This window comes from Diaminobutyricibacter sp. McL0608, assembly GCF_039613825.1.
Classification (GTDB): Bacteria; Actinomycetota; Actinomycetes; order Actinomycetales; family Microbacteriaceae; genus Diaminobutyricibacter.
On record NZ_CP154826.1, the window covers coordinates 1,066,218 to 1,089,478 of the forward strand.

General features: G+C 68.3%; 20 protein-coding genes and 1 tRNA gene. 12 read left to right on the forward strand and 9 right to left on the reverse strand.

What is annotated here, in order from left to right; genetic code table 11:
• The first annotated feature begins 3 nt into the window (after window positions 1-3).
• The 6 genes from AAYO93_RS04935 to AAYO93_RS04960 all read left to right on the forward strand — a co-directional run bounded on the left by AAYO93_RS04935 (window position 4) and on the right by AAYO93_RS04960 (window position 6,030).
• Window positions 4-666 carry a GNAT family N-acetyltransferase gene (locus tag AAYO93_RS04935; RefSeq protein ID WP_345763894.1) on the forward strand — a complete coding sequence of 221 codons (663 nt, stop codon included), beginning with the start codon at window positions 4-6 and terminating at the stop codon, window positions 664-666.
• 52 nt (window positions 667-718) lie between these two features.
• Window positions 719-1,786 carry a hypothetical protein gene (locus AAYO93_RS04940; protein ID WP_345763895.1) on the forward strand — a complete coding sequence of 356 codons (1,068 nt, stop codon included), beginning with the start codon at window positions 719-721 and terminating at the stop codon, window positions 1,784-1,786.
• 55 nt (window positions 1,787-1,841) lie between these two features.
• Window positions 1,842-1,914 (forward strand) — tRNA-Ala (locus AAYO93_RS04945).
• A gap of 117 nt (window positions 1,915-2,031) precedes the next feature.
• The gene (locus AAYO93_RS04950) at window positions 2,032-3,819 is read left to right on the forward strand and encodes an ABC transporter ATP-binding protein (RefSeq protein ID WP_345763896.1); all 1,788 of its coding nucleotides are present in this window, start codon (window positions 2,032-2,034) and stop codon (window positions 3,817-3,819) included.
• Window positions 3,819-4,949 carry a glycosyltransferase gene (locus tag AAYO93_RS04955; RefSeq protein ID WP_345763897.1) on the forward strand — a complete coding sequence of 377 codons (1,131 nt, stop codon included), beginning with the start codon at window positions 3,819-3,821 and terminating at the stop codon, window positions 4,947-4,949. Before AAYO93_RS04950 ends, AAYO93_RS04955 begins: the two co-directional genes overlap by 1 nt.
• Window positions 4,942-6,030 (forward strand): glycosyltransferase, encoded by a 1,089-nt coding sequence (locus AAYO93_RS04960; protein WP_345763898.1) that lies wholly within the window; start codon window positions 4,942-4,944, stop codon window positions 6,028-6,030. Before AAYO93_RS04955 ends, AAYO93_RS04960 begins: the two co-directional genes overlap by 8 nt.
• 18 nt (window positions 6,031-6,048) lie before the next feature.
• Here AAYO93_RS04960 and AAYO93_RS04965 read toward each other — a convergent pair whose 3' ends face one another.
• Genes AAYO93_RS04965 through AAYO93_RS04975 form a run of 3 tightly spaced genes read right to left on the reverse strand, consistent with a single transcriptional unit; the run spans window position 6,049 to window position 8,379 of the window.
• Entirely contained in the window at window positions 6,049-7,188 is a 1,140-nt protein-coding gene (locus AAYO93_RS04965) for a glycosyltransferase family 1 protein (RefSeq protein WP_345763899.1), read from the reverse strand.
• Between the two features lie 39 nt (window positions 7,189-7,227).
• Window positions 7,228-8,088: an Fpg/Nei family DNA glycosylase gene (locus AAYO93_RS04970; protein ID WP_345763900.1), complete on the reverse strand. Its 861-nt coding sequence runs from the start codon at window positions 8,086-8,088 to the stop codon at window positions 7,228-7,230.
• 42 nt (window positions 8,089-8,130) lie between these two features.
• Window positions 8,131-8,379: an SCO4226 family nickel-binding protein gene (locus tag AAYO93_RS04975; RefSeq protein ID WP_345763901.1), complete on the reverse strand. Its 249-nt coding sequence runs from the start codon at window positions 8,377-8,379 to the stop codon at window positions 8,131-8,133.
• Window positions 8,380-8,510: 131 nt separating this feature from the next.
• Between AAYO93_RS04975 and AAYO93_RS04980 the strand changes: the two genes are divergently transcribed.
• Window positions 8,511-11,381, forward strand: a complete 2,871-nt coding sequence (locus tag AAYO93_RS04980) for a helix-turn-helix transcriptional regulator (RefSeq protein ID WP_345763902.1) — start codon at window positions 8,511-8,513, stop codon at window positions 11,379-11,381.
• Window positions 11,382-11,409: 28 nt separating this feature from the next.
• Here AAYO93_RS04980 and AAYO93_RS04985 read toward each other — a convergent pair whose 3' ends face one another.
• On the reverse strand, window positions 11,410-12,030 hold the full coding sequence (locus AAYO93_RS04985) for a LysE/ArgO family amino acid transporter (RefSeq protein WP_345763903.1): 621 nt from the start codon (window positions 12,028-12,030) through the stop codon (window positions 11,410-11,412).
• A 72-nt stretch (window positions 12,031-12,102) separates the two neighbouring features.
• Here AAYO93_RS04985 and AAYO93_RS04990 point away from each other — a divergent pair, with 72 nt between their 5' ends.
• Window positions 12,103-13,035: a LysR family transcriptional regulator ArgP gene (locus AAYO93_RS04990; protein WP_345763904.1), complete on the forward strand. Its 933-nt coding sequence runs from the start codon at window positions 12,103-12,105 to the stop codon at window positions 13,033-13,035.
• Here the strand turns inward: AAYO93_RS04990 and AAYO93_RS04995 are convergent.
• A complete protein-coding gene (locus AAYO93_RS04995) occupies window positions 12,977-15,898 on the reverse strand; it encodes an aminotransferase (protein ID WP_345763905.1) in 2,922 nt (973 codons plus the stop codon). The genes AAYO93_RS04990 and AAYO93_RS04995 overlap by 59 nt on opposite strands.
• Before the next feature lie 73 nt (window positions 15,899-15,971).
• Between AAYO93_RS04995 and AAYO93_RS05000 the strand changes: the two genes are divergently transcribed.
• Together AAYO93_RS05000 and AAYO93_RS05005 are read left to right on the forward strand one after the other, a co-directional pair.
• Window positions 15,972-16,880 (forward strand): SDR family oxidoreductase, encoded by a 909-nt coding sequence (locus AAYO93_RS05000; RefSeq protein WP_345763906.1) that lies wholly within the window; start codon window positions 15,972-15,974, stop codon window positions 16,878-16,880.
• Window positions 16,881-16,952: 72 nt separating this feature from the next.
• Entirely contained in the window at window positions 16,953-17,324 is a 372-nt protein-coding gene (locus AAYO93_RS05005) for a DUF3054 domain-containing protein (protein ID WP_345763907.1), read from the forward strand.
• Window positions 17,325-17,333: 9 nt separating this feature from the next.
• Here AAYO93_RS05005 and AAYO93_RS05010 read toward each other — a convergent pair whose 3' ends face one another.
• Genes AAYO93_RS05010 through AAYO93_RS05020 form a run of 3 tightly spaced genes read right to left on the reverse strand, consistent with a single transcriptional unit; the run spans window position 17,334 to window position 20,510 of the window.
• Window positions 17,334-18,446, reverse strand: coding sequence for an aminopeptidase P family protein (locus AAYO93_RS05010; RefSeq protein WP_345763908.1), 1,113 nt, complete (start codon window positions 18,444-18,446; stop codon window positions 17,334-17,336).
• A gap of 24 nt (window positions 18,447-18,470) precedes the next feature.
• On the reverse strand, window positions 18,471-19,643 hold the full coding sequence (locus AAYO93_RS05015; RefSeq protein WP_345763909.1) for an acyl-CoA dehydrogenase family protein: 1,173 nt from the start codon (window positions 19,641-19,643) through the stop codon (window positions 18,471-18,473).
• A 9-nt stretch (window positions 19,644-19,652) separates the two neighbouring features.
• A complete protein-coding gene (locus tag AAYO93_RS05020; RefSeq protein ID WP_345763910.1) occupies window positions 19,653-20,510 on the reverse strand; it encodes a DUF4349 domain-containing protein in 858 nt (285 codons plus the stop codon).
• 96 nt (window positions 20,511-20,606) lie between these two features.
• On the opposite strand from AAYO93_RS05020, the gene AAYO93_RS05025 reads away from it, so the two are divergent.
• Window positions 20,607-21,401: an alpha/beta fold hydrolase gene (locus AAYO93_RS05025; RefSeq protein ID WP_345763911.1), complete on the forward strand. Its 795-nt coding sequence runs from the start codon at window positions 20,607-20,609 to the stop codon at window positions 21,399-21,401.
• Window positions 21,402-21,421: 20 nt separating this feature from the next.
• Here the strand turns inward: AAYO93_RS05025 and AAYO93_RS05030 are convergent, their stop codons facing one another.
• Complete coding sequence (locus AAYO93_RS05030; protein WP_345763912.1) at window positions 21,422-22,051, reverse strand: TetR/AcrR family transcriptional regulator; 630 nt, start codon at window positions 22,049-22,051, stop codon at window positions 21,422-21,424.
• Between the two features lie 92 nt (window positions 22,052-22,143).
• Here AAYO93_RS05030 and AAYO93_RS05035 point away from each other — a divergent pair, with 92 nt between their 5' ends.
• Window positions 22,144-23,253, forward strand: coding sequence for an ABC transporter permease (locus AAYO93_RS05035; protein WP_345763913.1), 1,110 nt, complete (start codon window positions 22,144-22,146; stop codon window positions 23,251-23,253).
• The last annotated feature ends 8 nt before the right edge of the window (window positions 23,254-23,261 follow it).

The following is a 23,261-nucleotide window of genomic DNA, read 5'->3' on the forward strand; positions in this document are numbered from 1 at the left end:
TCAGTGTCGATCGTTGTTCCGACCCTCCGCGAGGGTCCGGTGGGGCTGCGGCCGATCCGCCTGCGTGACGCGCGTGCGCTCGAGCGCTCGCTGCTCGACAACCGCAGCTGGCTCCGCCAGTGGGAGGCCACGAGCCCGTATGCGCCGATGGCGTTCGACACCCGGTCGAGCATCCGCTCGCTCCAGAACAATGCACGTTCCGGCCACGGGCTGCCGTTCGTCATCGAGTACGACGGCGAGCTCGCCGGCCAGCTGAACGTGTCGTCGATCACTTATGGGTCGCTGTCGTCGGCAACGATCGGCTACTGGGTGGCCGAGCAGTTCGCCGGTCGCAACATCACCCCGACGGCCGTCGCACTGGCGACGGACTACTGCTTCTACCAGCTCGGCCTCCACCGCATGGAGATCTGCATCCGCCCAGAGAACGCGCCGAGCCTGCGCGTCGTGGAGAAGCTCGGGTTCCGCTACGAGGGCCTGCGGCGCAGATACATCCACATCAACGGTGACTGGCGTGACCATTTCTGCTTCGGCCTGGTCTCCGAGGAGCTCACCCAGGGAGTCCTGCGACGCTGGCTCGACGGGCAGGCTCCGCAGGACGCCGCCATCGTGACGCCCGAGGACCGGGCGGCCGCGGCCGTCCCGCTGCCCATCGCTCGCGATCGGTGACACACCCTCAGTGAATGAGCCGGAGACCGACCGTTCCCCCTACCGTTAGAACATGAGCGGGGATGTGCTTGGTGGTGGGGTCGTGGTGGCACTCGCTGCCGCCCTCTGGCTCGCCTACCTGATCCCCGTCTGGCTGCGGAGGCGCGAGTATCTCGCGACCGAACGCAACGCCGTGCGGCTGCAGCAGACTCTCCGGATCCTCGCCGAGACGTCGGAGCTTCCCGACGCGGTCCGCTATGAAGCGACCGCACGCACGGTCGCGGAGCAGCAACGCATCCTGCGGCGTGCCGAGGAGCGCGTGAAGGCTGATGCGCGTGCTGCGGCAGAGGCGGACGCCCGCCGCCAGCGTGCGCTCGCCGAGGCGCAGAGAGCAGCCGCAGAAGAAGCGGAGCAGGCCGCACTCGCCGCCATCGAACTCGAACGCGCCTCCCGCGCGGCTGCTGCCAGGACAGCGCGCCTGCAGTTCGCTGCACCGCAGCTGTCGCCGTCCACTCGTCGCCGCCTCCGCCGGTCGCGTGCGACGACGTCCGTGATGCTCCTGGCAGGTCTCCTCGGGATGATCGGTGGGGTCGCGCTGCTCGCAACGGGCGGGTCGTGGGTGGCGCTCGCGGCATCCACTCTCGTCGCCGTCGCCAGTATCGGGATGCTCGGCCGCCTCGCACGCGCACGTCACCGGCCCGCCGCCGGCCGCCCGATCCCTATGGCGCCGGTCTCCGCAGAGCTCTACGACCACGCCGACGACGAGGTCGTTCCCGAGGCACGTCCGACCTGGACGCCGCAGCCGCTTCCGAAGCCGCTCCACCTCTCGCGTGGCACGATCGCCGCGAGTGCGATGGCGTCGATCGATGCGGCGACAGAGCTGCGGCGCGCCGCGGCTCGCGCCGACCTGGAGGAACGGGCCGCGCGCCTCGCTTCCGAGGTCACGCCGCTTCGCCCGCCCGTACCGATCGCAGCGCCCGCGGCCTCGGCGCAGGGGGCATCGACACCTGCGGCTTCGGCACCCAGGGCTTCGGCACCCGGATCGGATCCTCGTTTCGCGAGCATGGGAGTCATCGACGACGTCGATGTTTCGTCCATGGATCTCGACGCGGCCCTGCGCCGACGCCGCGCGGCAGGTTAGTTTTCCTCAGTTCGAATTCGTGCCGGTCGGGTGCTATCGTAGCTAAGCAGTTCCCGGGGCTATGGCGCAGTTGGTAGCGCGCTTCGTTCGCATCGAAGAGGTCAGGAGTTCGAATCTCCTTAGCTCCACAACACGGGCGCATAAACTGGCCGAGCAACAGAGGCCAGTGAAAAGGTGCGGAGTCTAGCTTTGATCAACCAGTGGGCGTATGTCCCGAACCCGTCGGCGAACGTGTGGTGCGAGGCATGAAAGCACTCGTGCGTACCATGCGGGAGCTTCTTCCGCTTCTGCCGAAATCCGGTGTCCGCTTCCTGAAGTGGTACACAGTGCTTCTCAGCCTCCTCGCGCTCCTCGACGCGTTCTCCCTCGGCCTCCTCGCAGTCGTCATCACCCCGCTGATCTCCGGTCAGTCGCTGTCGCTCCCGGTGATCGGCACGATCTCCACCACAGGCCTGATCTGGCTCCTGGTCGTGATCTGCGTCGTCGTGATCATCAAGGGCATCCTCGCGTCCGTGTTGCAGTTCTATGCAACGCGGCGGTTCGCGACCTACGAACTCGAGATCGGCGACCGGCTGCTGGCGGCATACCTCGCTGCGCCGTGGGTCGAGCGTCTCAAGCGCAACTCCGCCGATGTGGTGCGACTCGCCGACTACGGCATCGCGAACACCATCGCAGGCGTTCTGCTGCCCGCCGCATCGCTGATCGGTGAAGCGACGACCTTCATCGTGGTCCTCGCCGTTCTCCTGGTGGCTCAGCCCGCCATCGCGGTCACGGCGTTCGTCTACCTCGGCGTCATCGGGATCGTGCTCTATTTCTGGATATCGCGGAACTCGCAGGTCGCCGGACGCGTCAATCGCGACTACTCGTATGTCGTCGCACGCCTGCTCACTGAGATGATCGGCGCGCTCAAAGAGATCACCCTGCGCAACAAATCCGACGAGGTGGCGGCCGTGGTACACGCCCAGCGCATCCGCACGTCACGAGCGCGGGCCAACATCCAGTTCTTCAGCCTCGTGCCCCGCTACGTCCTCGAGACAGCCCTGATCGGCGGCTTCGTCCTTGTCGGCGTCGTCGGCTTCATCACGGGCGGAAGCATCGTGGCAGCCGTGACGGCGGTTTCGATCTTCAGCCTGGCGGGTTTCCGCATGGCACCGTCGATCACACGATTCCAGGCGGTCGCAGCAGTCACGGCGGCCAACCTGCCGCATGCCCGCAATGTCATCGACGACATCCGCCACATGGAGAAGCAGGGCCTCGCCACGCAGGACGGTCTCGATTCTGGTCACCTCTCCCAGCACCCGACAGAGCTCGCGTTGCGCAACGTCACGTTCGCCTATTCCGAGACGGCGGCGCCCGCGCTGCGCGACGTCTCGCTGAGCATTCCTTTCGGTTCCACCGTCGCCTTCGTCGGGTCGTCGGGCGCTGGAAAGTCGACCGTCGTCGACCTGATCCTCGGCCTCGTCGAACCGACCTCCGGAACGGTCGCCATCGACGGGACGCCGCTGCGTCACGTCGCGTCGGCATGGCATTCACGGGTCGGCTATGTCCCCCAGGACGTATCCCTTTTCGACGCGACGGTCGGTCAGAACGTCGCACTGACCTGGTCGCACGACTACGACCGTGAGCGTGCACGCGAGGCGCTCGAGCAGGCGCAATTGTGGGACATCGTCGAAAGCCGCGACGGTGGACTCGACGGTGCTGTCGGGGAGCGCGGCCTCGCGTTGTCCGGAGGCCAGCGCCAGCGGCTCGGAATCGCGCGCGCGCTGTATGTCGATCCGTTCGTCCTGGTGATGGATGAGGCGACCAGCGCTCTCGACACCGCGACCGAAGCGGCGGTCGCCCAGGCCATCCGCGACCTGCACGGCAAGGTCACGGTCATCCTCGTGGCGCACCGCCTCTCCACGATCCGCCACGCGGACCAGATCTACTTCATGGCGGATGGAGCTGTGGCCGCCAGCGGAACCTTCGACGAGCTCGTGGCATCCGTTCCGGCGTTCGCGGAACAGGCTGCCCTCGCCGGGATGATCGAGTGATGCGGGTCCTCGTCGTCACGACCTGGTTTCCCAGCAGTTCCGAGCCCGTGCAGGCCCCGTTCAACCTCGAACACGTGAAGGCCATCTCGCGCAAGCATGACGTCCGGGTCATTCACGTCGTGCTGGGTGGTACTGGAGACCCCGTCACCGAAACATATGAAGGTGTGAGGGTCCGTCGGGTGCCGTTCCGTCCCACCAGCCCACTCAGCATGTTCCGTGCCTGGTCGGCGATCCGCGGCGCCCTCCGGCAAGCCGATGTCCTCCACACGATGGCCTTCTCATCCGTCCTGGTCGTCGCGCCGGTCCAGGTGCTCTCGTTCGCTGCGCCGCCCTGGGTCCACAGCGAACACTGGAGCGGAGTGACGAACCCGGAAAGCGTGCCCGGCCGCTGGAAATCGTTCGCGTGGTTGCGGCACGCGCTTCGACTCCCGGATCGGCTAACAAGTGTGACCTCGCAACTGGCCGAGGTGCTGGCGACCTTCGGGCGGCCGGGCAGTGTGAGCGTCGTTCCGTGCGTGGTCGAGAACGATCGGCCGATCGTACAGCCGTCGTTCGGTGATCCTCTCGAACTCGTCGCAGTCGCCGGGCTCATCGAAGGCAAGCGCCCGCTCATGGCCGTGCGCACCCTCGAATGGCTTCGAGCGAAGGGGCACGACGTTCGCCTGACCTGGATCGGAGGGGGCGTGCTCGCCGAGGAGACCTACGATCTCGCCGCCGAGCTCGGCGTAGCCGACTCCCTCGTTCTCGCCGGACGGGTGGCCCCACGCGACGTCTTCGCCCGTCTCGAGCAGGCCGACCTGTTCTTTCTTCCGACCGCGCAGGAGAACTTCCTCACGGCGGCCGCGGAATCGTTGTCTGCAGGTCGTGGCGTCGTGGTACCCGGCCACGGGGGATATCTCGACTATGTCGACGAGGCGAACGGCGTACTCGTGGATGGGAACAGCCCGGAGGCCTACGGATCGGCGATCCTCCGCGCAGTCGAGAAATTCCGTGGACTCGATGCGCGTCGGCTTGCCGATCCGATCCGCAGCCGGTTCAGCCGTGATGCGGTCGGCGATGCGTTCGACAGCCTGTACACGGCGCTGTGCGCGGATCGGGCCGGGACGGCGGGGGCCGAGCGACGTGGGTGACGCCCCGCTCGTCGACGCTGTCATCGCGGTGCACGATGCTTCGCGCCCGATCGCGCGTGCGGTGGACTCGCTCACCACGTCGGGATTGAGCCTCAGTACAGGCGGCGAATTGCGCATCACCGTCGTCTGCCACAATCTTCCCGTCGACGAGATCAGGTCCGTGCTGCCGGATCGGCTGTCGTCCGTGGTCCGATTCATCGGCCTCCGTGACGGAATCGCGAGTGCGGCCGGCCCGTTCACTGCAGGGATCGACGCTGCGACCGGGGGGTACGTCTCGATCATGGGCTCTGACGACTACCTCGAGGGCGGGGCTCTTGCGGCCTGGCTGGAACATGCCCACGACGGAGCGGTCGACGCAGTGATCGCCCCCCAGGTCCACGCCGGAGGGTCGAAGGTACGCACCCCGCCGGTGCGCCCACTTCGGCGCGGGGACCTCGATCCGGTGAAGGATCGCCTGGCTTACCGAACCGCGCCGCTCGGGCTGATCAGCCGGCGAGCGATCGAGCGGCTGGGGCTGGCCTTCCCTGCCGGACTCCGCACAGGCGAAGATCAGAGCTTCAGCGCGAAACTCTGGTTCGGAGGAGGCGCGATCAGGTTTGCGGCGAAGGCACCGCGCTACGTGGTCGGTGCGGACGCCGCCACGCGGATCAGCCTGACGCGGCGGGCGCTTGCTGAGGATCTCGCGTTCGTCGACCAACTGATCGACGACCCCTGGTTCGCGACGCTGTCGCCGAGGGCCCGGTGCGCGATCGCGATCAAGGTGGTGCGCATCCATGTCTTTGACGGCGTGCTCGCTCGTGCGAACGACGAGACGTGGAGCCCCGATGACCACGTGTATGCATCAGCACTCGTCGAGCGCCTCAGACTCACAGCGCGTGGATTCGAGAGGCCGCTTTCGATCGCGGACAGGAAGGCGCTGGACGCGATCGTGGACGTGAACTCGAGTCAGGCCCTGATCGCGGGGCGACTGCGCGCGAGACGTCGCTTCGGCCGACCGGAGACACTCGTCACTCGCGAGCTGTCGGGATTGCTGGCGGTTGAGGGGCCGGTCCGTTTCATGACTGCCTCAGCGCTTCTCTGAGAGACACCGGCCGCACCGTCAACTTGGCTGAACGGTGGCGAACAGCCGCCTGATCGCCTCGGTCCATCCCGCATTCTGGGCCTCGGCGGAGAGGTCATGCGCTGCGGCATCCGCGGCCCGTTTCCATTGCGCTACGCCCTCACTAGTCAGGCCGGCGACGACGGCACGCAGCGATTCCACGCTGAAGTCCGGCACCACCGCGCCCAGGCCGTACTGCTCGAGGATGGCGACCATCTCCGGCGACGGCCCGATGATGAGGCCGAGGCGCGCCTGCACCGCCTCGAAGAACTTGTTAGGCAGTGCATGCGCGAGGTTGAAGTTCGTGGGGGGAAGGAACGTCATCGAGATGTCGTAGTCCGCCAGGGTTTCGACGAGCTGCGCATAGGGAACCGGGTCGCGGAAGGTGAGTCCGGGCACACCGGCGCCCATGGTCTTCAGTTCGGCCACGTAGTCGGGCTCGTTCGGCATGACGATCATGTCGAGGGTCACATTCGCCGGCGCATCCTTCATCAACTCGATGAAATTCTCCAGCTTGCGATACCGCTGCCCCGCAGCCGAATGGATGAGGCGGATGGGGGAGTGGACGGGCTTCGGGTCACGCGCGGCGTACGGTGCGGCGTTCGTGACGACACCCACTGTGACGCCGTAGTCGGCTTCATACTGGTCGGCGATACCGCGGGCCACCGTCGTGATGGACGTGAGCTGCTTCAGATATGTTCGGCACAGCCACCGCATGAACGGAGCCACCATCAGGCGCCATTGCAGGTTGTCGTCCTTCTCTCTGGGCGCGAATTCGTGAAGGTCGCCGTGCACGCCGTGGACCGGGTTCAGGGAGAGCGCCAGGGGCACCGCGTTGAGGTCGTTCGCGAGGATGCCGTCGAATCGTCGCCCCTGGAGCTTCGGCTGTGCGTCGGCGACCGCCTTGATGTTCCAGTACGCCCGGGAGTAGCGGCGGGTGGCGATCGAGACCTTGTCATCGACCCACGCACGCGCGTCACGGGGGATCTCGATGTGTTCGACGACGCCGTCGGGAGCCGGGCCGAAGCCGCAGGTCGTGACGTCGAAGTCCGGCGCGAACAACTGCACCTGCTTGAGTACCCGCGGGTCAGACCGGATGGGCGAGAACGACAGGATCAGAAGTGAAGGACGCGTCGGCATACATCGATCCTCCCATCTCCGTCGACCCGTCTCGTCTGGCTACTTGAGCAGGCGCGACAGTACGCGGTCGGCGAGCGGCTTGCCGCCGGTCTGGCACGTCGGGCAGTACTGCAAGGTCGAATCGTGGTAGATCACCTGCCGCACCGTGTCGCCGCAGACCGGGCACGGTTCGCCGAAGCGGCCGTGCACCTGCAGGCCCGACTTCTTCTCGCGTTTCAGCTCGGAAGCCGCGAGGCCGTCTGCCCGGGCGATGGCGTCGCGCAGCGTCGACTGCATCGCGGAGTAGAGCCGCGCGACCTCGTCGTCGGTCATCGCCGCGGGCTTGAAGGGAGACATCTTCGCGGTGTGGAGGATCTCATCGGAGTAGGCGTTGCCGATTCCCGCGATGATGCCCTGGTTGCGCAGCACGCCCTTGATCTGGGCCCGGCCGGCCGACGAGAGAATCGCCGCGAACACGTCCTCGGTGAAATCGTCGGAGAGCGGGTCGGGCCCGAGCCTGGCGATGCCGGGCACGTCGGAAGGGTCGCGCACGACAGAGATCGCGAGGCTCTTCTTGGTGCCGGCCTCGGTGATGTCGAGACCCGACCCGTCGTCGAGCACCAGCCGCGCGGCGAGGGGACCGCGCTGGAGGCCCTTGGACGGGGTCGGCGCGCTCTCCCGCCAGCGGATCCAGCCCGCCCGGGCGAGGTGCATCACGAGATGGAGATCGCCGATGGCGAAGTCGAGGAACTTGCCGTGGCGGGTCACACCGTGGATCGTCTGGCCGGAGAGCGAGGACACGGGCGGGTCGAAGGTCTTCAGGACGGCGAACGAGACGACGTCGAAACGATCGAGGACGCGCCCCGACAGGCGTGCGCCGAGATCGGCGGCAAGCGCGTTGACCTCGGGAAGCTCAGGCACCATCCCATTCTGCGCCATGCCGCCGACACGACGGCGGAACCGTCAGACCTCGACGGCGATCTCGTACACCTCGGCGGTCGGGTGGCCGGTGCGCTCGTGGATGCGCATGACCGCCTCTTTCGTCGGGCCTTCCGAAAGGCAGAAGGCTTTGCCTGCCTCGGGGTCCAGCCACGCCTTGAGGAAGTGAACGCCTTCGTCGCCTTCGATCGCGAGGTCGGCCGCGTGAGCTTCGGCGAGCTCGTCGGCGCTGACGCCGACGAAGCCGTCGTGGACATCCATGAACGTTGCCATCAGTGGATCCTTTCGTAAGGTGGTGCTGCAGCCGATCGTCGGTGCATGTGATAAGTGTCGATCCGGGGTCGATGCGCACACATCGGTCATCCGACCGATCATCCGCGGGCCGCCCGGCGGTACCATATGGCATGCCCACTGAGGGAATCTCAGCTGCGGAGCAGATCCGAATCTCGCCCGTCCCCGTCGGGAGGGGCGACCTGTTGGCTCTGGCGGACCGGCGCTGGGCGGCGGCGGCCTCCGGGACCGGTCATCTGCTGCTGCTCGCGGGCGAGGCCGGAATCGGCAAGTCGCGACTCGTCGACGACATCTCCGTGCGCATCACGGGAGTCGAGAACCGGTTCGATGCGTCCGCCTTCCGCCGCGGGAGCGAGATCGTGGGCGGGGTCCTGCTCGAACTGGCCGCGGCTCTGCGTAGGTCGAAGCATCCAGACGTCGCCGATCGGCTGCGAACGCTGCTGTTCGCCGGCGCGGAAGGCGGTGACCGGGCGCGCCGGCGCCGGGTGCTCGTGACCGACCTCGCCGACATCCTGAGCGACTTCCTCGGCGCGTGCGGACCCACGCTCCTCCGCCTGGAAGACCTGCACTGGGCCGACGAACTCAGCCTCGACGTGCTCGAACGGATGGCAGGCTCGCTGCGTGGCACTCACACCCTGGTGCTCGCCACCTATCGCACGGAGGAGCTGTTCCCGGGCACGCCGCTGCGCCAATGGCGCGACCGACTCGTCGGGCAGCGTCTTGCAGAAGAGGCGCACATCCGGCGCCTCGACCGCGCGATGACGGCGCAACTCGCCGAAGCCATCACCGGCTCCGTTCTGCCGTCCGTGTACCTGGACCAGTTGTACGCGCGCAGTGACGGGATACCGCTGCACGTCGAAGAGCTGATCGCGGCGGGCGCGGTAACGCGGGTTCCCGGGTCGGTCGCGGAGGCCGTGCTGCTCGGTCGTGGTGCGCTCAGTCCTCGCGCCCGCTCACTGGTCGACGCTGCAGCGGTCATCGGGCGTTCGTTCGACATCGACGTGCTCGCGGGCACGATCGGCGAATCGGTCGACGAGCTCGACGCAGGCCTCACCGAACTGCTCGACCGGCACATCATCGTCTCGACAGGGGACGGCACGAACTTCGACTTCCGGCACGCGATGATCCGCGACACTATCTATGAGAGCATCCCGCCCAGCAGGCGACGACGGCTGCACGAAGCGGCGGGGGTGGCCGCGATCGTTGCGGAATACTGTTACGCCGACGTCTCCGATCACTACGAGCGGGCCAATCTGCCCGACATCGCCTACGGTCATGCACTCTTCGCGGCCGCAGACGCCGCGCGCGTCTCGGCCCACCGGGAGGCGGCCACGCTGTACGAACGCGCGCGACGCACGGCGCCTCAGGATCTTCCGCTCTCCGAGCGGGCGGACCTCTACGCGCGTCTCGCCTCGGAGGTGGCCGCTGTCGACGAGAACGAGGAGGCCGTCGAGCATTTCGCGATGGCGATCGACCTCTACCGCTCGGCGGCCGACGAAGTGGCGGCCGCCCGGCTGGTTCCGCGGCTGATGTCGACGAGGCACCTCGTCGGCGATCCGCTCGAGACCCGCACGCGACTGGCTCTGGATGCGCTCGCCCGGCTGAACGGTGCCGACATCGACCCGGAGAGCGTGCCTCCGCTCGTGCGATTCGAGTTGTTCGCGGCTCTCGCGGCGGCCTACATGCTCGATCGGAGGCTGTATACGGCGATCGAATACGGCACCAACGCGGCCGCCATCAGGCTCCCGCAGGATCCGGACGACGTCGCCACACTGGCGGCGCGGGTGAACCTCGACGCGACTCTCGGGTCCGTCCTCGTCTTCGCAGGACGAATGGAGGAGGGATGGCGCCTTCTCGAGAACGCCGTCACGACCGGGCGCAAGGCCGGGATCGAGGCGGAGACGGCGCGCGCGTTCCGGATGCTCGGGTCGTCCGCCTCCGTCCTCGTCGAGTACGACCGCGCTGAACGGTGGCTCGAGGAGGGCCTCGAGTACACCGAGCGGACGGAGCGCTGGAATGACCACCACTACCTGGCCTCGCATCTGGCGCACGTGTGCTGGGCGCGCGGCGACTGGCAACGCGCCGAGAACGAGGCGAGACGCGCGCTCGCGGATGGGCGCGGCGGGATCACGACGCGCGTGACGGCACTGATCGTGCTCGGGTATCTCGGCGTCGGGCACGGAGAACTCGACGAGGCGCATTCCGTTCTGGACGAGGCCCGCGTGATCGGCGAGCGCATGAACGAGCTGCAGCGACTGTCCCCGGCGCTCTGGGGTCTCGCCGAACTCGCAGTGCAGGAAGGACGCGCGCACGATGCGGTGGCATTGTGCGATCGCGCCCTTCGCGACTCGGAACGCGTGGGCGACGCCGCCTACTTGTTTCCGTTCCTCGTCACCGGCGTCCGCGCGCACCTCGCCCTTCACGAAGTGACCGCCGCCCGCGAGTGGATCAGACGCTGCGGCAAGCTGATCAGCGCACGCGGCATCCCGGGGACGCTTCCCGCGCTCGAGCATGCCGAAGGACTGCTCGCACTGGGTGAAGCCCACTGGGTTCACGCACGCGAGCATCTCGAGTCGGCACGTTCCGGCTGGGAGCAGCGGCACCGGTTCTGGGAGGGGACGCAGGCTTCGATCGACCTCGCATCGGGGCTCAACCGCACGAGGCGGGGGAGGGAGGCGACGGCGGAGCTGGATCGCGCCCGGTCGCTGGCGCAGGGAGCAGGCGCCCGTGTGCTGGAGCTTCGAGCGGATGCGGTGAGCGTGCGCGCCGCGGAGGCCCCAGGAATCGCCCCGTTGTCGGAACGCGAGTTCGAGGTCGCCGGCCTGATCGCCGCGGGCGCGACCAACAAGGAGATCGCCGTCACGCTCACGATCGCGCCCAAGACGGTCGGCGCCCATGTCGAGCACATCCTCGCCAAGCTCGACGCGGCGCGACCTTCGGAGATCGCGGCCTGGGTGGCCGAGCACCGGGCCGTGGCGCGGTAGGCAGGGCCGCCCGGGATCGCCCGCGCGCTCAGGCCTGCACGACGAGGAGCACCGCGAGCGTCACCATGAGCACGGCGACGCCCGCGTCGAGGATCCGCCACGCGATCGGCCGGGCGAAGACGGGAGCGAGGAATCGTGCCCCGAACCCGAGGGCTGCGAACCAGATCGTGCTCGCGACGAGAGCCCCGAGACCGAAGAACCAGCGGCCCGGATCGCCGTGCGGTGTCGCGAGGGACCCGAGCAGGACGACCGTGTCCAGGTACACGTGCGGATTGAGCCAGGTGAGCGCGACACAGGTGAGCACCGCGGACGCGAGGGAGGTGCGCGTCGAACCGCCCTCGGTGTCGAGTCGCTCGGGGCGGAACGCCCTGCGGGCGGCGAGGATTCCGTAGAACACCAGGAATGCGAAGCCCGCCCAGCGCACGACCTCGAGTGCTGCGGGCGCCGCACGCACGAGACCGCCGATGCCTGCGATTCCGAGGGCGATGAGGATGCCGTCGCTCGCGATGCAGATCAGGACGATCGGCAGAACGTGCTCCCGGCGCAGGCCCTGGCGAAGCACGAAGGCGTTCTGGGCGCCGATCGCGATGATCAGCGACGCTCCTGCCGCGAGGCCGGCGAGGATCGTGGCGGCGGCTGCAGGGGGCATGGATTCGACGCTAAGGGAAAACAGCACTGAAGTGAAGTTCATTGTTCTTCAGAAGCATTAGCATTGCTTGTGATGGAGGCGAACGCCGAGCACCTGAGAACACTGGCTGCGGTCGTCGACCACGGCAGCTTCGAACGCGCCGCCGATGTCCTCCGCATCACGCCGTCGGCGGTCAGCCAGCGCATCAAGGCCCTCGAACAGAGAACGGGTCGGGTACTCGTCCTCCGCACGAAGCCGGCGACGGTCACGGAGCCCGGCCAGGTGCTCCTCCGCCTGGCGCGCCAGGTGGCGCTGCTCGAAGACGAAGCCCTCGCGCGCCTGGACGCGGATGCCGTGGGCGGCATCCGCGCCATCCCGCTCGTGGTGAACGCGGACTCACTCGCCACCTGGGTCCTCCCGGCGCTCGCCGCGGTGCACGATGTGACCTTCGAGCTGTTCCTCGACGACCAGGATCATTCGACCGCCCGGCTCAGGGACGGCACAGTCGTGGGCGCTGTCACGTCGGATCCGGTCGCCGTCCAGGGCTGCATCGTGCGACCGCTCGGGTCTATGACGTATCGCGCCCTGGCGTCGCCGGGTTTCGTCAGCCGCTGGTTTCCCGCGGGGCCGACGCGCGAGGCCCTCGCGGTCGCCCCCGTCATCGTCTTCGATCGCAAGGACGCCCTCCAGGACCGCTACCTGGCGGCGCGCGGGGTGGACGCGCATCCGCCCCGCCACCAGGTGCCCGCATCCTCCGAGTTCGTGACGGCGGCGTCCCTCGGTCTCGGCTGGGCGATGATCCCCGACCAGCAGTCGGCGGAGCTGGTCGCAGGCGGCAGGCTCGTCGACCTCGACCCGGGCCGCGGGATCGAGGTTCCGCTGTACTGGCAGCACTGGGCGGTCGAGTCGGAGTCGCTCTCGCGCCTGACGGAGGCGCTGCTTCGCCAGGCGGCCGAGCACCTCATCGTCAGTCCGCCAGCACCCGCTCCAGAGCGTCGGCGAAGAAATCCGCAGCCTCGATCGTGAGGCAGAGCGGTGGCTTGATCTTCAGGACGTTCTTGTGGTCGCCGGTCGGCTGCACGATGCATCCCTCCGCCAGCAGAGCGTCGCAGATCCGAGCGGCCTCCGCTCCTGCGGGTTCGAGGGTCACCGGGTCCCGCACGAGTTCGACCCCGAGGTAGAGACCGAGTCCGTGCACGGCTCCGATGATCGGGAACCGCCTAGCGAGCTCCTCGAGACGTCCGGCGAGATGAGCGCCGACGACGCGGGCGTTCTCCTGCAGGTGCTCGTCGCGCATGATGTCGAGCACGGTGAGCCCGACCCGAGCGCTCACCGGGCTGCCGCCCGCTGACGAGAAGAAGCTGCCCTCGGCGGCGAAACGGTCTGCGATCGCCCGCGTCGTGATGACGGCGCCGAGGGGATGCCCGTTGCCCATCGCCTTCGCGACGGTGATGATGTCGGGGACCACACCCTGCTGTTCGCTGCCCCAGAAGTACTCGCCGAGGCGTCCGTAGCCGACCTGCACTTCGTCGGCGATGCAGAGCCCGCCTCGACGCCGGACGAGCTCGAACGCGCCGGCGAGATAGCCGTCGGGCAGCATCACGCCGCCGGCGTTGCCGAAGACGGGCTCGGCGATGAAACCGGCGAGGCCGACGCCCGCGTCGTCGAGCGCTTCGAGGTCGGACGCGAGGTCGGCCAGGTAGCCGGTCGCGGCGTCCGCGCCACGATACTTTCCGCGGTAGCTGTGCGGGGGTTCCACGAGGCGGACCCAGTCCGGCCGGGTCTCGAGGGCGCGTGGATTGTCTCCGATCGAGGAGGAGACGGCGTCCGCTCCGACGGTCCAGCCGTGGTACGCCTCGCGGACGGCCATGATCGTGCGCCGGCCGGTGACGGTCTGGGCCAGGCGGAGGGCCAGGTCGACGGCCTCGCTGCCGCTGTTCACCAGGAAGACGGTGTCGAGTGGGTCCGGAGCCAGCTCGGCGAGCCGAGAGGTGAAGGCGGAGAGCTCCTCGTAATGGAACCGTGAGTTCGTGTTGAGCAGCGCCCACTGGTCCCGCACCGCGCTGACCAGTCGCGGGTGCGCGTGGCCTACGGCGGTCACATTGTTGACCATGTCGACATAGGTCTGGCCGCGGGTGTCGATGAGGTGATGGCGCCAGCCGCGCTCGATGAGAGGCGGATGCACGTAGTAGTGCTCCTGCACGCGGGCGAAGGTCGCGTCACGGCGCCCGAGCAGCGCATCCGGGTCGACGATGGTGGCGGCGAGTCCGATTCCGAAGAGCATGGACGGATCCGGGCTGAGTCGACGCCACGAATCCTCGGCACCGGGTCGCACGAACGGTGGCGGGCGGTGACCGGCGACACGGGACAGCTGAACGGTCAGTGTCTCCGTTACCCCGATCGGGTCGCCTGCGGCCACGCGGCGAGGCACGGCGCCCGATGCGATCAGCCCGTCGAGCCAGACGTCCATCCCTTCGGCGGAGAGCACCCGCGCGTCGCCCTCCTGTCGGAGCAGGCCGGCGACGGGGGCCTGCACCACGGTGCCGGCGGGGACGCGCGCCGTCACGGCCAGGGCGAAGGTCGGTGTGGGGAGGGCGGATTCGGGAACGGAGCGGGTGAGCCGGAACTCGCCGTAGCGCGTGACGGCGGCGCCGGTCGAGCGCCCGACCTCCTTCAGCAGCCCGTCTTCGATGCCGGGCTCCAGCCAGCGACCGTCGTCGAGGAGATGGCTGGTCACCGACAGGTCGAGCACATTCGCCTCATCGAGGTCGCCACCGAAGATGCGGTCGAGTGCCACCGACGACCTGCTCGCTGGGTCGTGCTGCTGCAGCCTCCACCGGATGAGCGACTCCGCCTCGTCAGGATCGATCCGCCGGGCGACGGCGAAGACCAGCCATTCGTGGGCCCGGTTCTCGTCCGCATAGGTGTTGTCGGCATCCACCGCGACCTGCTGCTCGCCACTGACGACGAGCACGGCTGCCCGGAGGACGACGAGCGGCCACAGCGCCGCGATCTCCGCGTCGGTGAGGGGCACGTGAGCGGCGAAAGCGTCGATCGTCTCCAGCACCCGGAGTGGATCGGTCGGGACGTGATGCAGTGCTGACGCGACGGCGACGGCCAGCTCGGCGACGAGCCAGCCGCGGGACACATCGCCGAAGTCGATGACGCCGGCCGGCGCATCCGGATCGCTCAGATCGACGACGATGTTGTCGTCCGTGACGTCGCCGTGGATGACACCGGTGCGCAGTGAGTCGCGCAGGGGCGCGAGCCGGCCAAGCGCGGCCCGCGTCGTCTCTTCGACCTGGCGGCGCCGTGCCGGGTGGGCGACGTGCCCGGCCAGCTGCTCGACGACCTCCCCAGCGATCCGAAGGTCCCATTGCGTCGAGCGCTCGGTGCCCGGGTGGTCGAGGTCCGCGAGGCCGGCTGCGACGCGCCCGGCGATGTCTCCGAGTGCGCGGAGCTGCGCATCGGAGAGGTCGCCTTCGCCGGTCAGGGGCGAGCCATCGACATAGGTGAGCAGCCGGGCGATGATCGACTGTCCGTGGAGTTCGACGCGCTGCAGGTCGGCGCCGTCGAGTCCGGGGACCGCGTGCGGTGCCGTCACTCCGCGATCGTGGAGCGCCCCCATCGCGAGATTCTGGGCGATGAGTTCGTCGGCGTCGAAAGCCGGGTTGGCGATCTTGAGAACGTAGCGGCCCTCTGCCGCGTCGATGCGGAAGTTGCGATCCTGCTGGCTCCCCAGTTCCCTCACATCGCCGCTCACACCGAAGCGCTCGCCGGCGATCGCCACAGCCTCGTGGGGGCTGACCGAGGGTCGCGGCAGGGCGGAACGCTGCGCGAGGAAGTCGAAGTTCGGCACGGTTCTCTCATCGTCTGTCGGGTCGGTCACGTGGGGCACCGACCAGTATGATCTACGTCTTGTCACTCCATCCAACTGCAAGACAGCACTCACGGAGGCCGCGATGAACGACCAGAATCTTCCGCTGCTCGGGCGCGGCGCCATCGTCACGGGCGTCTCCCGGCGTCGCGGCATCGGCTTCGCCGTCGCCCGCCGTCTCGCCGAACTCGGTGCCGACCTGTTCGTGCACCACTTTTCGCCGCACGACGCCGAGCTGCCCTGGGGGGCCGACGACCTCGAGGCCGTCTTCGCCGAACTGCGTGCCGCACAGCATGCGGGGGCCCGCTTCGGGCAGCTGGGTGCGGATCTGGCCGAAGCGGAGTCGGCGGACCGAATCATCCGGGCCGCGCGCGACGCGATCGGCACTCCGCGCATCCTCGTCTGCAATCAGGCGCGCAGCGGCGGCGACGGGTCGATCTTCGACATGGCGGCCGAACGCCTCGACGGGCACTGGTCGGTCAACGCACGGGCGACCCTTCTGCTCACCCGCTCCTTCGCGGAGGCATTCGCCAGCGCTGCGGGGCTCGCGAGGGACGAGGCCGCCCGTCCGGAGCAGTCGGACCCGACCGCTCCGGGGGTGCGCCAGGCGACGGACTGGCCCTTCGACGAATTCCGAACGGGCCGCGTGTTCTGGATGACGTCGGGCCAGCAGGACGGACCCATGCCGGGTGAGGTCGCGTACGCGACGAGCAAGGCGGCGCTCGCCGGGCTCACCCCCACCGTGGCCAGCGAACTGCTCACCCGGGGCATCCTGCTGAACACGATCAATCCCGGCCCGGTCAACACCGGCTATCTCGACCCGGAGACGACCGATCGTCCGCTGAAGGACATGCAGGAGCGGCTGCGCACCCTTCCTTTCGGGCGCTTCGGGACTCCGGAGGACCCCGCCAGGCTGATCGGCTGGCTCGCCACGGACGACGGACGGTGGGTGGTCGGGCAGGTGATCACAAGCGACGGCGGATTTCGGCTCTGACGGCGCACATCTTCTGACGCGGAGGCGTACGTTGCCAGCCAACGTTCGGCCTCGCGTGCTTAGGATCGCTCTGTGAAGAACCCGGGTACGGTCGCGCTCGCGGCTGTGATCGATGTAGCCGGGGTCGTGCTCTTCGTGCTCATCGGCCGGTCGAGCCACGCCGAAGACCTCAACTCGATCGGAACGCTCGACACGCTCTGGCCGTTCCTCGCCGGGCTGGCCCTCGGCTGGGCGCTCACCTTCGCGTGGCTGCGCCCGCTCGCGGTCCTCTGGCCCGGCATGCCGATCTGGATCATCACCGTCGCCGCCGGGATGCTGTTCCGCGCGTCGGCGGGGCAGGGTGTCGACTTCTCGTTCGTCGTCGTCGCGATTGTCGTCCTCGGAATCTTCCTCGTCGGCTGGCGCCTGATCGCGATGCCGATCGCACGCCGCAGGGTCGCCTGAACAGCCGCCCTATTCGACGAGCTGCAGTTCCCGGCTCGTGTCGTTCAGTCGCCGTCCGCCGTCGGCCGTGGCGACGACGATGTCCTCGATGCGCACCCCGAACCGCTCAGGCAGATAGATCCCCGGCTCGATCGAGAAGCACATCCCCGCTTCGATCGGATGCTCCTCTCCCTCGACCATGTAGGGCGGCTCGTGCGTCGTGAGGCCGATGCCGTGACCGACGCGATGGATGAACCGGTCGCCGTAGCCGGCATCCGTGATGACCCGACGGGCCACCCGGTCGATCTCCTGGCAGGGCACCCCCACCGCGACCGCCTCGAACGCCTCCTGCTGCGCCTGCCGCACGATCTCGAAGACCTGCCGCTCCTCCGGTGTCGGCTCGCCGACGTGGACGGTTCGTGTGGTGTCCGATCCGTAGCCGTCCTTGAGACCGCCGAAGTCGAGCACCACCATGTCGCCGTCCACGATGGTGCGGTCGCCGGCCTCGTGGTGCGGGTTCGCGCCGTTGGGGCCCGACCCGACGACCGTGAAATCGACCTGCGAATGGCCGTGCTCGCGCAGCAGCGCGGCCAGGTCGGCGGCCACGTCGTTCTCGGTGCGCCCGGCGAAGCGGACGTGGATGATCTGCTCGAACGTCGCATCCGCCGCCGCACCGGCCGCCGCGAGCCGCTCGATCTCGTCGTCGCCTTTCACCGCGCGCAGCATGGGGAGCGCCTTGCTCATCGCCGTGAACCGAGCGCGCGGGAGCTTCTCCTGGAGACCGAGCAGGTGCATCGCCCAGGTCGAGTCCGACATGCCGTAGCGGCCGTCGGGGGAGAGCAGCTTCGCGGTGGGCACATACTCATCCGTGCCGTCCGACCAGTCGACGAGACTGACCGCTCGCGCACCGAGGGCCGCTTCGGCACTGTCGTGCTCGAGGATCGGCACGACCATGCTCGGCGGGCCGTCGGCGGGGATGACGAGCAGCGTGATCCGCTCGGTCGTCGCGACGGGGAGGTAGTCGATGAAGTAGGACAGGTCGGGACCGGGAGCGACCAGGAGCCCGTCCAGTCCGGCCTCCCTCGCGTGGGCGGCGCCGCGCTCCAGGCGGGCGGCGTAGTCGTCGGCGGTGAACTGCCTCATCGTGCTCTCCTCTCCTTCGACGAGCTAATCCTCGAGCGGGCCGAGGTACGCGTTGGCCACCGTCGAGTGGGCCGACTCGGCGTCGGACGGGTGGAAGATCCCGGCCAGCACATCGCGATACAGCCGGCCCATTTCACTGCTCGCGAAATAGGTGGAACCGCCGCTCACCCGCACGGCCTGGTCGACCACGTGCCGCGCCGTCTCGGTCGCCCGGATCTTCAGGCCGACGAGCCGGGGGAACCACAGCCCGCCGTGGTCGACGCGCTCGTCGACGTCTCGGGCGAGCGAATCGAGCTGAGGATAGAGCGCGTCCTGCGCTATCGCCGCATCTGCGATGCGCCACCGGATGTCCGGGTCCTGCGCGTAGGTTCGTCCGTCGTTCTTGAGGGAGGTCCGGCGGCGTGCGGCCGCGATGCCGAGTTCCAGGGCGCGAGCGCCGATTCCGGTGTACACGGCCGCGAGGAGGATCTCGAAATTGGCGAAGATCGCGAAGACGAGGGAATCGGCGTTCGGTCCGGGCTCGAGCCTGCGGACGATCCGGTCGGACGGAGCCAGGGCGCCGTCGAGCACGGTCGTGTTGCTCTGGCTCGCCCGCATGCCGATGGTGTCCCAGTCCTCCTTCACCGCGAACCCGCCACCCCCGCGCGGGACGAACCCATAGACGATCTTCGGCGCGTCGGCGCTGGTCGTATCGAGTCCCATCGTGCCGAGCCGGGTCCAGACGGGCGAGAGGGAGGTGAAGATCTTGGTGCCGAAGAAGCGGTACCCGCCGTCCGGCTCCGGCCGCGCGTCCGTCGTCGAGCCGAACAGCACCAGGTCGTTGCCCGCCTCGCTCAACCCGAAGGCGAAGATCTCGCCGGCCCCGGCCTCGCGGAGGACGAAGGCGAGCGACTCGTCGCCTCGATCACGGAGCACCTTGGCAACGCCGGTCCAGACCAGGTGCATGTTGACCGCGAGCGCGGTCGCCGGGGCGGCCGACGCCAGGCGCAGCTGCTCGCGCGCGGTGCGTTCGAGGCTGAAGCCCAGCCCGCCGAACTCGACGGGAACGAGAGCTCGCAGGTAGCCGAGCGCCACCAGCTCGGCGAGATCCTCATCGAAGAAGGTGTTCTCGCGGTCGTGACCTGCCGCGCGCGAACGGATGCGCTGGATCACGTCGTCGGTCAGCAGCGGTTCGGGGGAGTGCGTGCTCTCGGTCACGGTTCAAGCCTACGCAGCGGCGTCCTTCTTGCGCCCGATCCAGCGAGCGATCCACCACGCGATCGCGCCCAGGATCCCGAGAACCACGAGCCACGGGAGCGCCGCCCCCAGTGCGACCAGGAGTCCGTTGACGGTCGCGACGAGCGCATCCCAGCCGGCGGCCAGCCCGCTCCAGAAAGTGGTCGGCGACGCCGCCGGCACTGTGCCCTTCGCGTGGAAGTCGACCGTGATGGTCGACATGGCGACCTGGTCGGCAAGCGCCTTCTGCTGTGCCCGGAGGCTGTCCAGCTGCCCCTGGCGATCCGACAGCGTCGACTCGATGGTGATCAGGTCGGCCGTTGTCGTGGCCTTCGCCATCAAGGCGAGCAGACGGTCGACCGACGTCTGCAGTGCCGTGATGCGCCCGTCGATGTCTTTGGACTGTGCTGTGACATCCGTCGCGTTGAGGGTGGCCGTCTCGACGGTGCCCAGCCTCTTCAGGTCGGCGAGAGTCGCATCCAGGTTCGCTGAGGGGATGCGCAGCACGAGCGTCGCGCTCGGCTTCTGCGTGTCGGATCCCGGCTGCTCGGAGCTGTTGTCGATGCGTCCGCCGACGCCGAGGACGATCGCCGTCGCGCGGTCCGCGGCTGCGATCGGATCAGTGACGGTGAGCGACACCGATCCGGTGGTGACCACGTCACGATTCGTGGAGATGACGGTGTCGCTCTTCGCCGCAGGATCGGCGACGGCGCCCGACGCGTCCTCCGGTTTCGTCTGAGTCGTGCCGCCTTCTCCGCCCGAACTCGACGAACCGCTGCCCCCGGTGCATCCCGCCAGCAGCAGTGCGGCGACCGCCAGCACTGCCGCGCCAGCCCATATGCGCTTCATGGCATAAGAGTAGGAGCGGCGTGACGGCGGCGGGGTCACGGTCCGGCGACGATCCGGTCACGAAACGGTATCGTCGCACGGCGGCATAATGAGTGGATGGGCTGGCTGACCGAGCGGACTCGCATGCTGTTCGGTGGCGGCGCCCCCATCCTGCATGTCGCCGGCGACGAGGGCGATGGCCCGGTCGTCGTGCTCGTCCACGGCATCGCCTCGTCATCCGTGACGTTCCAGAACCTCGTGCCGTTGCTGGAACCGACCCATCGGGTGATCTCGATCGACATTCTCGGCTTCGGCCGCTCGCCGGTGCCGCCGGATGCCGGGTACACCATCGAAGAGCACGTCGCCTCCCTGCACGCGACACTCCGCTTGCTCAAGGTTCGCGACTTCGTGCTCGTCGGGCACTCGCTGGGGAGCATGATCGTCGGGCGCTACGCGGCCGAGCATCCGTCCGGGATCACCCGTCTGGTGCTGGTGGGCCCGCCGGTCTACGGGTCGCCCAACGAGATCAGCGATCGCCGCGTGCGCACCCGGGTGAGCGCCTACCTGCGCGCCTACGAGTTCCTCCGTGCGAACAAGGACTTCACCATCTTCAATGCGTCGGTGCTCGCCAGGATGCTACCGATCAAGGGTGTTTTCGAGATCACGGAGAAGAACTGGGACCCTTTCGTCAAGTCGCTGGAGCACTGCATCGAATCTCAGACGATCGTCAGCGACCTGGCGCGGGTGCATGTTCCGGTCGAGGTGGTCTATGGGTCCCTGGACGCGTTCATCGCGCCGGGGAGCCTGTCGGTGATCGAGGCGATGCGCCACGTCGAGATGCACCGGGTCGAGGGGAACGACCACATCATCCGCAAGCGCATGGCGCGGGTCGTGGCGGTGGCGGTGGGGTGACAGCGTCGCCGCTGGGGGCGTCAGCGGGTCGGATGCGGTGTCGTGGGCGTCCGCGCGAACGTGGGCTCCAGGGCCGCGATGGCTCCGAGGTAGGTGTCCGCGTCGAAATGGATGAAGATCGAGGACTGCACGATGTAGCCCTGGACCACGCCGACGTAGACCCATGAGTAGAGTTCGGCGGCACGCGCTGCATCGTCCTCGGTGCTCCCGAGTTCGACGAGGTACCAGGTGCGGACGTAGTCGGAGAAGATCCGCTTGACGCGTTCGCCGATCGTGGCCAGGGTCGATCCGACGGCGGGTTCGACGGCTGCGTGTGCCCAGACCTGCACGAGAAGACCCAGGTCGCCGATCTCGTGCTCGAGCCCGTTCACCACGACCCGGACGATCTCGCCGGGGGAGGGCATCGGCCTCTGGGTCTGAGCGGCTTCGAGTTCGCCGAACTGGACGTCGAGGACCTCGCCGATCGCCAGGGTGATCAGTTCGTCCTTGCTCTTGTAGTGGCCGTAGATGGCGCCGGCCGACAGGCCGCTCTCGGCGATGATGTCCGCGATCGAGGTGGCGGCGAACCCCTTGCGCGCGAAACAGTGGAGTGCTGCCCTCGCGATCTCGTGGCGACGAGCCTCCCGATGCGCTTCGCTGACCTTCGGCATGGTCCCACCTTAAAAAAGAATGCTCGTTCTTGACAAGTCCGGTTCAGCGTATCACCATAAAGAACGAACATTCTTTTTATTTGGAGCGGATCATGTCGAATATCGCAACACGTCAGCCCCACACGGCCTGGGGTCGCGCCATCGGGATAGCGATCGCCGGCGCGGTCGTCGTGGTCGCCATCCTGCTGGCCTTCGTCTGGCCGATCATCACCGCCTCGGTCAAAGACGTCCCCATCGCGGTCGCCGGGTCCGCTGACCAGGTCGCGGCAGTGACCACTGCTCTCGACTCGAAAGCGAAAGGCGTCTTCGAGGTCACGACGGTCCCGGACCGTGCCGCCGCCGTCGACCTGATCAAGACGCGCGACGTCTACGGCGCGATCGTCGTCGGAGAGCAGCCGGAAGTGCTCACCGCATCCGCGGGCGGGCCGGCTGTGAGCCAGCTGCTCGGCCAACTCGCAGGCCAGCTGCAGGTGCAGGCCAACCAGCAAGCCGCGGCAGCACTGCAGCAGGCGATTGCGGCAGGCCAGGCGCCGGCGGGAACCGTCGCCCCCACCATCACCGTCACCGTCACGGATGTCGTGCCGCTCAGTTCCGGCGACCCGCGGGGACTCGGACTGACCGCGGCATCCTTCCCTCTCGTCCTCGGCGGCATCATCGGCGGCGTGCTCATCTCGTTGCTCGTCGTCGGCCCATGGCGCCGGCTCGCGAGTGTGGTCGTCTACGGTCTCGTCGCCGGATTCTCGGTGGTGGGGGTCATGCAGGGCTGGTTCGGGGTGCTCGAGGGGAACTTCTGGATCAACGGGCTCGCGGTCTCGCTGGCGATGGCGGCCACGGTCTCCCTGATCGTCGGGATGAACGCCCTCATCGGGCGCGTCGGAATAGCGGTCGGCGCCATCATCACGATGCTCATCGGCAACCCCCTCTCGTCGGCCGCGCAGCCCATCCAGTTCACGGTTGAACCGTGGGGTGCGGTCGGCCAGTGGTTCGTGCCGGGAGCATCCGCCACGCTCATCCGCGATCTGTCCTACTTCCCCGACGCGAATCCGACCTTCCCGTGGCTGGTCCTGGCCGGCTGGACGCTGCTCGGAATGATCGCGATGGTCGCCGGCCACTTCCGCAACCAGGAAGTCGTGCACGTAGGTGACGCCCTGGAGAAGCCCGACGCGGAATCCGAACGGGAGGATGCGCTCCAGCCCGCCTAGGCTGGAGT

Coding starts and splice junctions, on each gene's coding strand:
- AAYO93_RS05030 (WP_345763912.1), bottom strand. CDS start 22,051: ATGCCGAAGGTCAGCGAAGCGCATCGGGAGGCTCGTCGCCACGAGATC.
- AAYO93_RS04955 (WP_345763897.1), top strand. CDS start 3,819: ATGCGGGTCCTCGTCGTCACGACCTGGTTTCCCAGCAGTTCCGAGCCC.
- AAYO93_RS05010 (WP_345763908.1), bottom strand. CDS start 18,446: ATGAGGCAGTTCACCGCCGACGACTACGCCGCCCGCCTGGAGCGCGGC.
- AAYO93_RS05035 (WP_345763913.1), top strand. CDS start 22,144: ATGTCGAATATCGCAACACGTCAGCCCCACACGGCCTGGGGTCGCGCC.
- AAYO93_RS04965 (WP_345763899.1), bottom strand. CDS start 7,188: ATGCCGACGCGTCCTTCACTTCTGATCCTGTCGTTCTCGCCCATCCGG.
- AAYO93_RS05000 (WP_345763906.1), top strand. CDS start 15,972: ATGAACGACCAGAATCTTCCGCTGCTCGGGCGCGGCGCCATCGTCACG.
- AAYO93_RS04940 (WP_345763895.1), top strand. CDS start 719: ATGAGCGGGGATGTGCTTGGTGGTGGGGTCGTGGTGGCACTCGCTGCC.
- AAYO93_RS05025 (WP_345763911.1), top strand. CDS start 20,607: ATGGGCTGGCTGACCGAGCGGACTCGCATGCTGTTCGGTGGCGGCGCC.
- AAYO93_RS05020 (WP_345763910.1), bottom strand. CDS start 20,510: ATGAAGCGCATATGGGCTGGCGCGGCAGTGCTGGCGGTCGCCGCACTG.
- AAYO93_RS04980 (WP_345763902.1), top strand. CDS start 8,511: ATGCCCACTGAGGGAATCTCAGCTGCGGAGCAGATCCGAATCTCGCCC.
- AAYO93_RS04985 (WP_345763903.1), bottom strand. CDS start 12,030: ATGCCCCCTGCAGCCGCCGCCACGATCCTCGCCGGCCTCGCGGCAGGA.
- AAYO93_RS04990 (WP_345763904.1), top strand. CDS start 12,103: ATGGAGGCGAACGCCGAGCACCTGAGAACACTGGCTGCGGTCGTCGAC.
- AAYO93_RS04950 (WP_345763896.1), top strand. CDS start 2,032: ATGAAAGCACTCGTGCGTACCATGCGGGAGCTTCTTCCGCTTCTGCCG.
- AAYO93_RS04975 (WP_345763901.1), bottom strand. CDS start 8,379: ATGGCAACGTTCATGGATGTCCACGACGGCTTCGTCGGCGTCAGCGCC.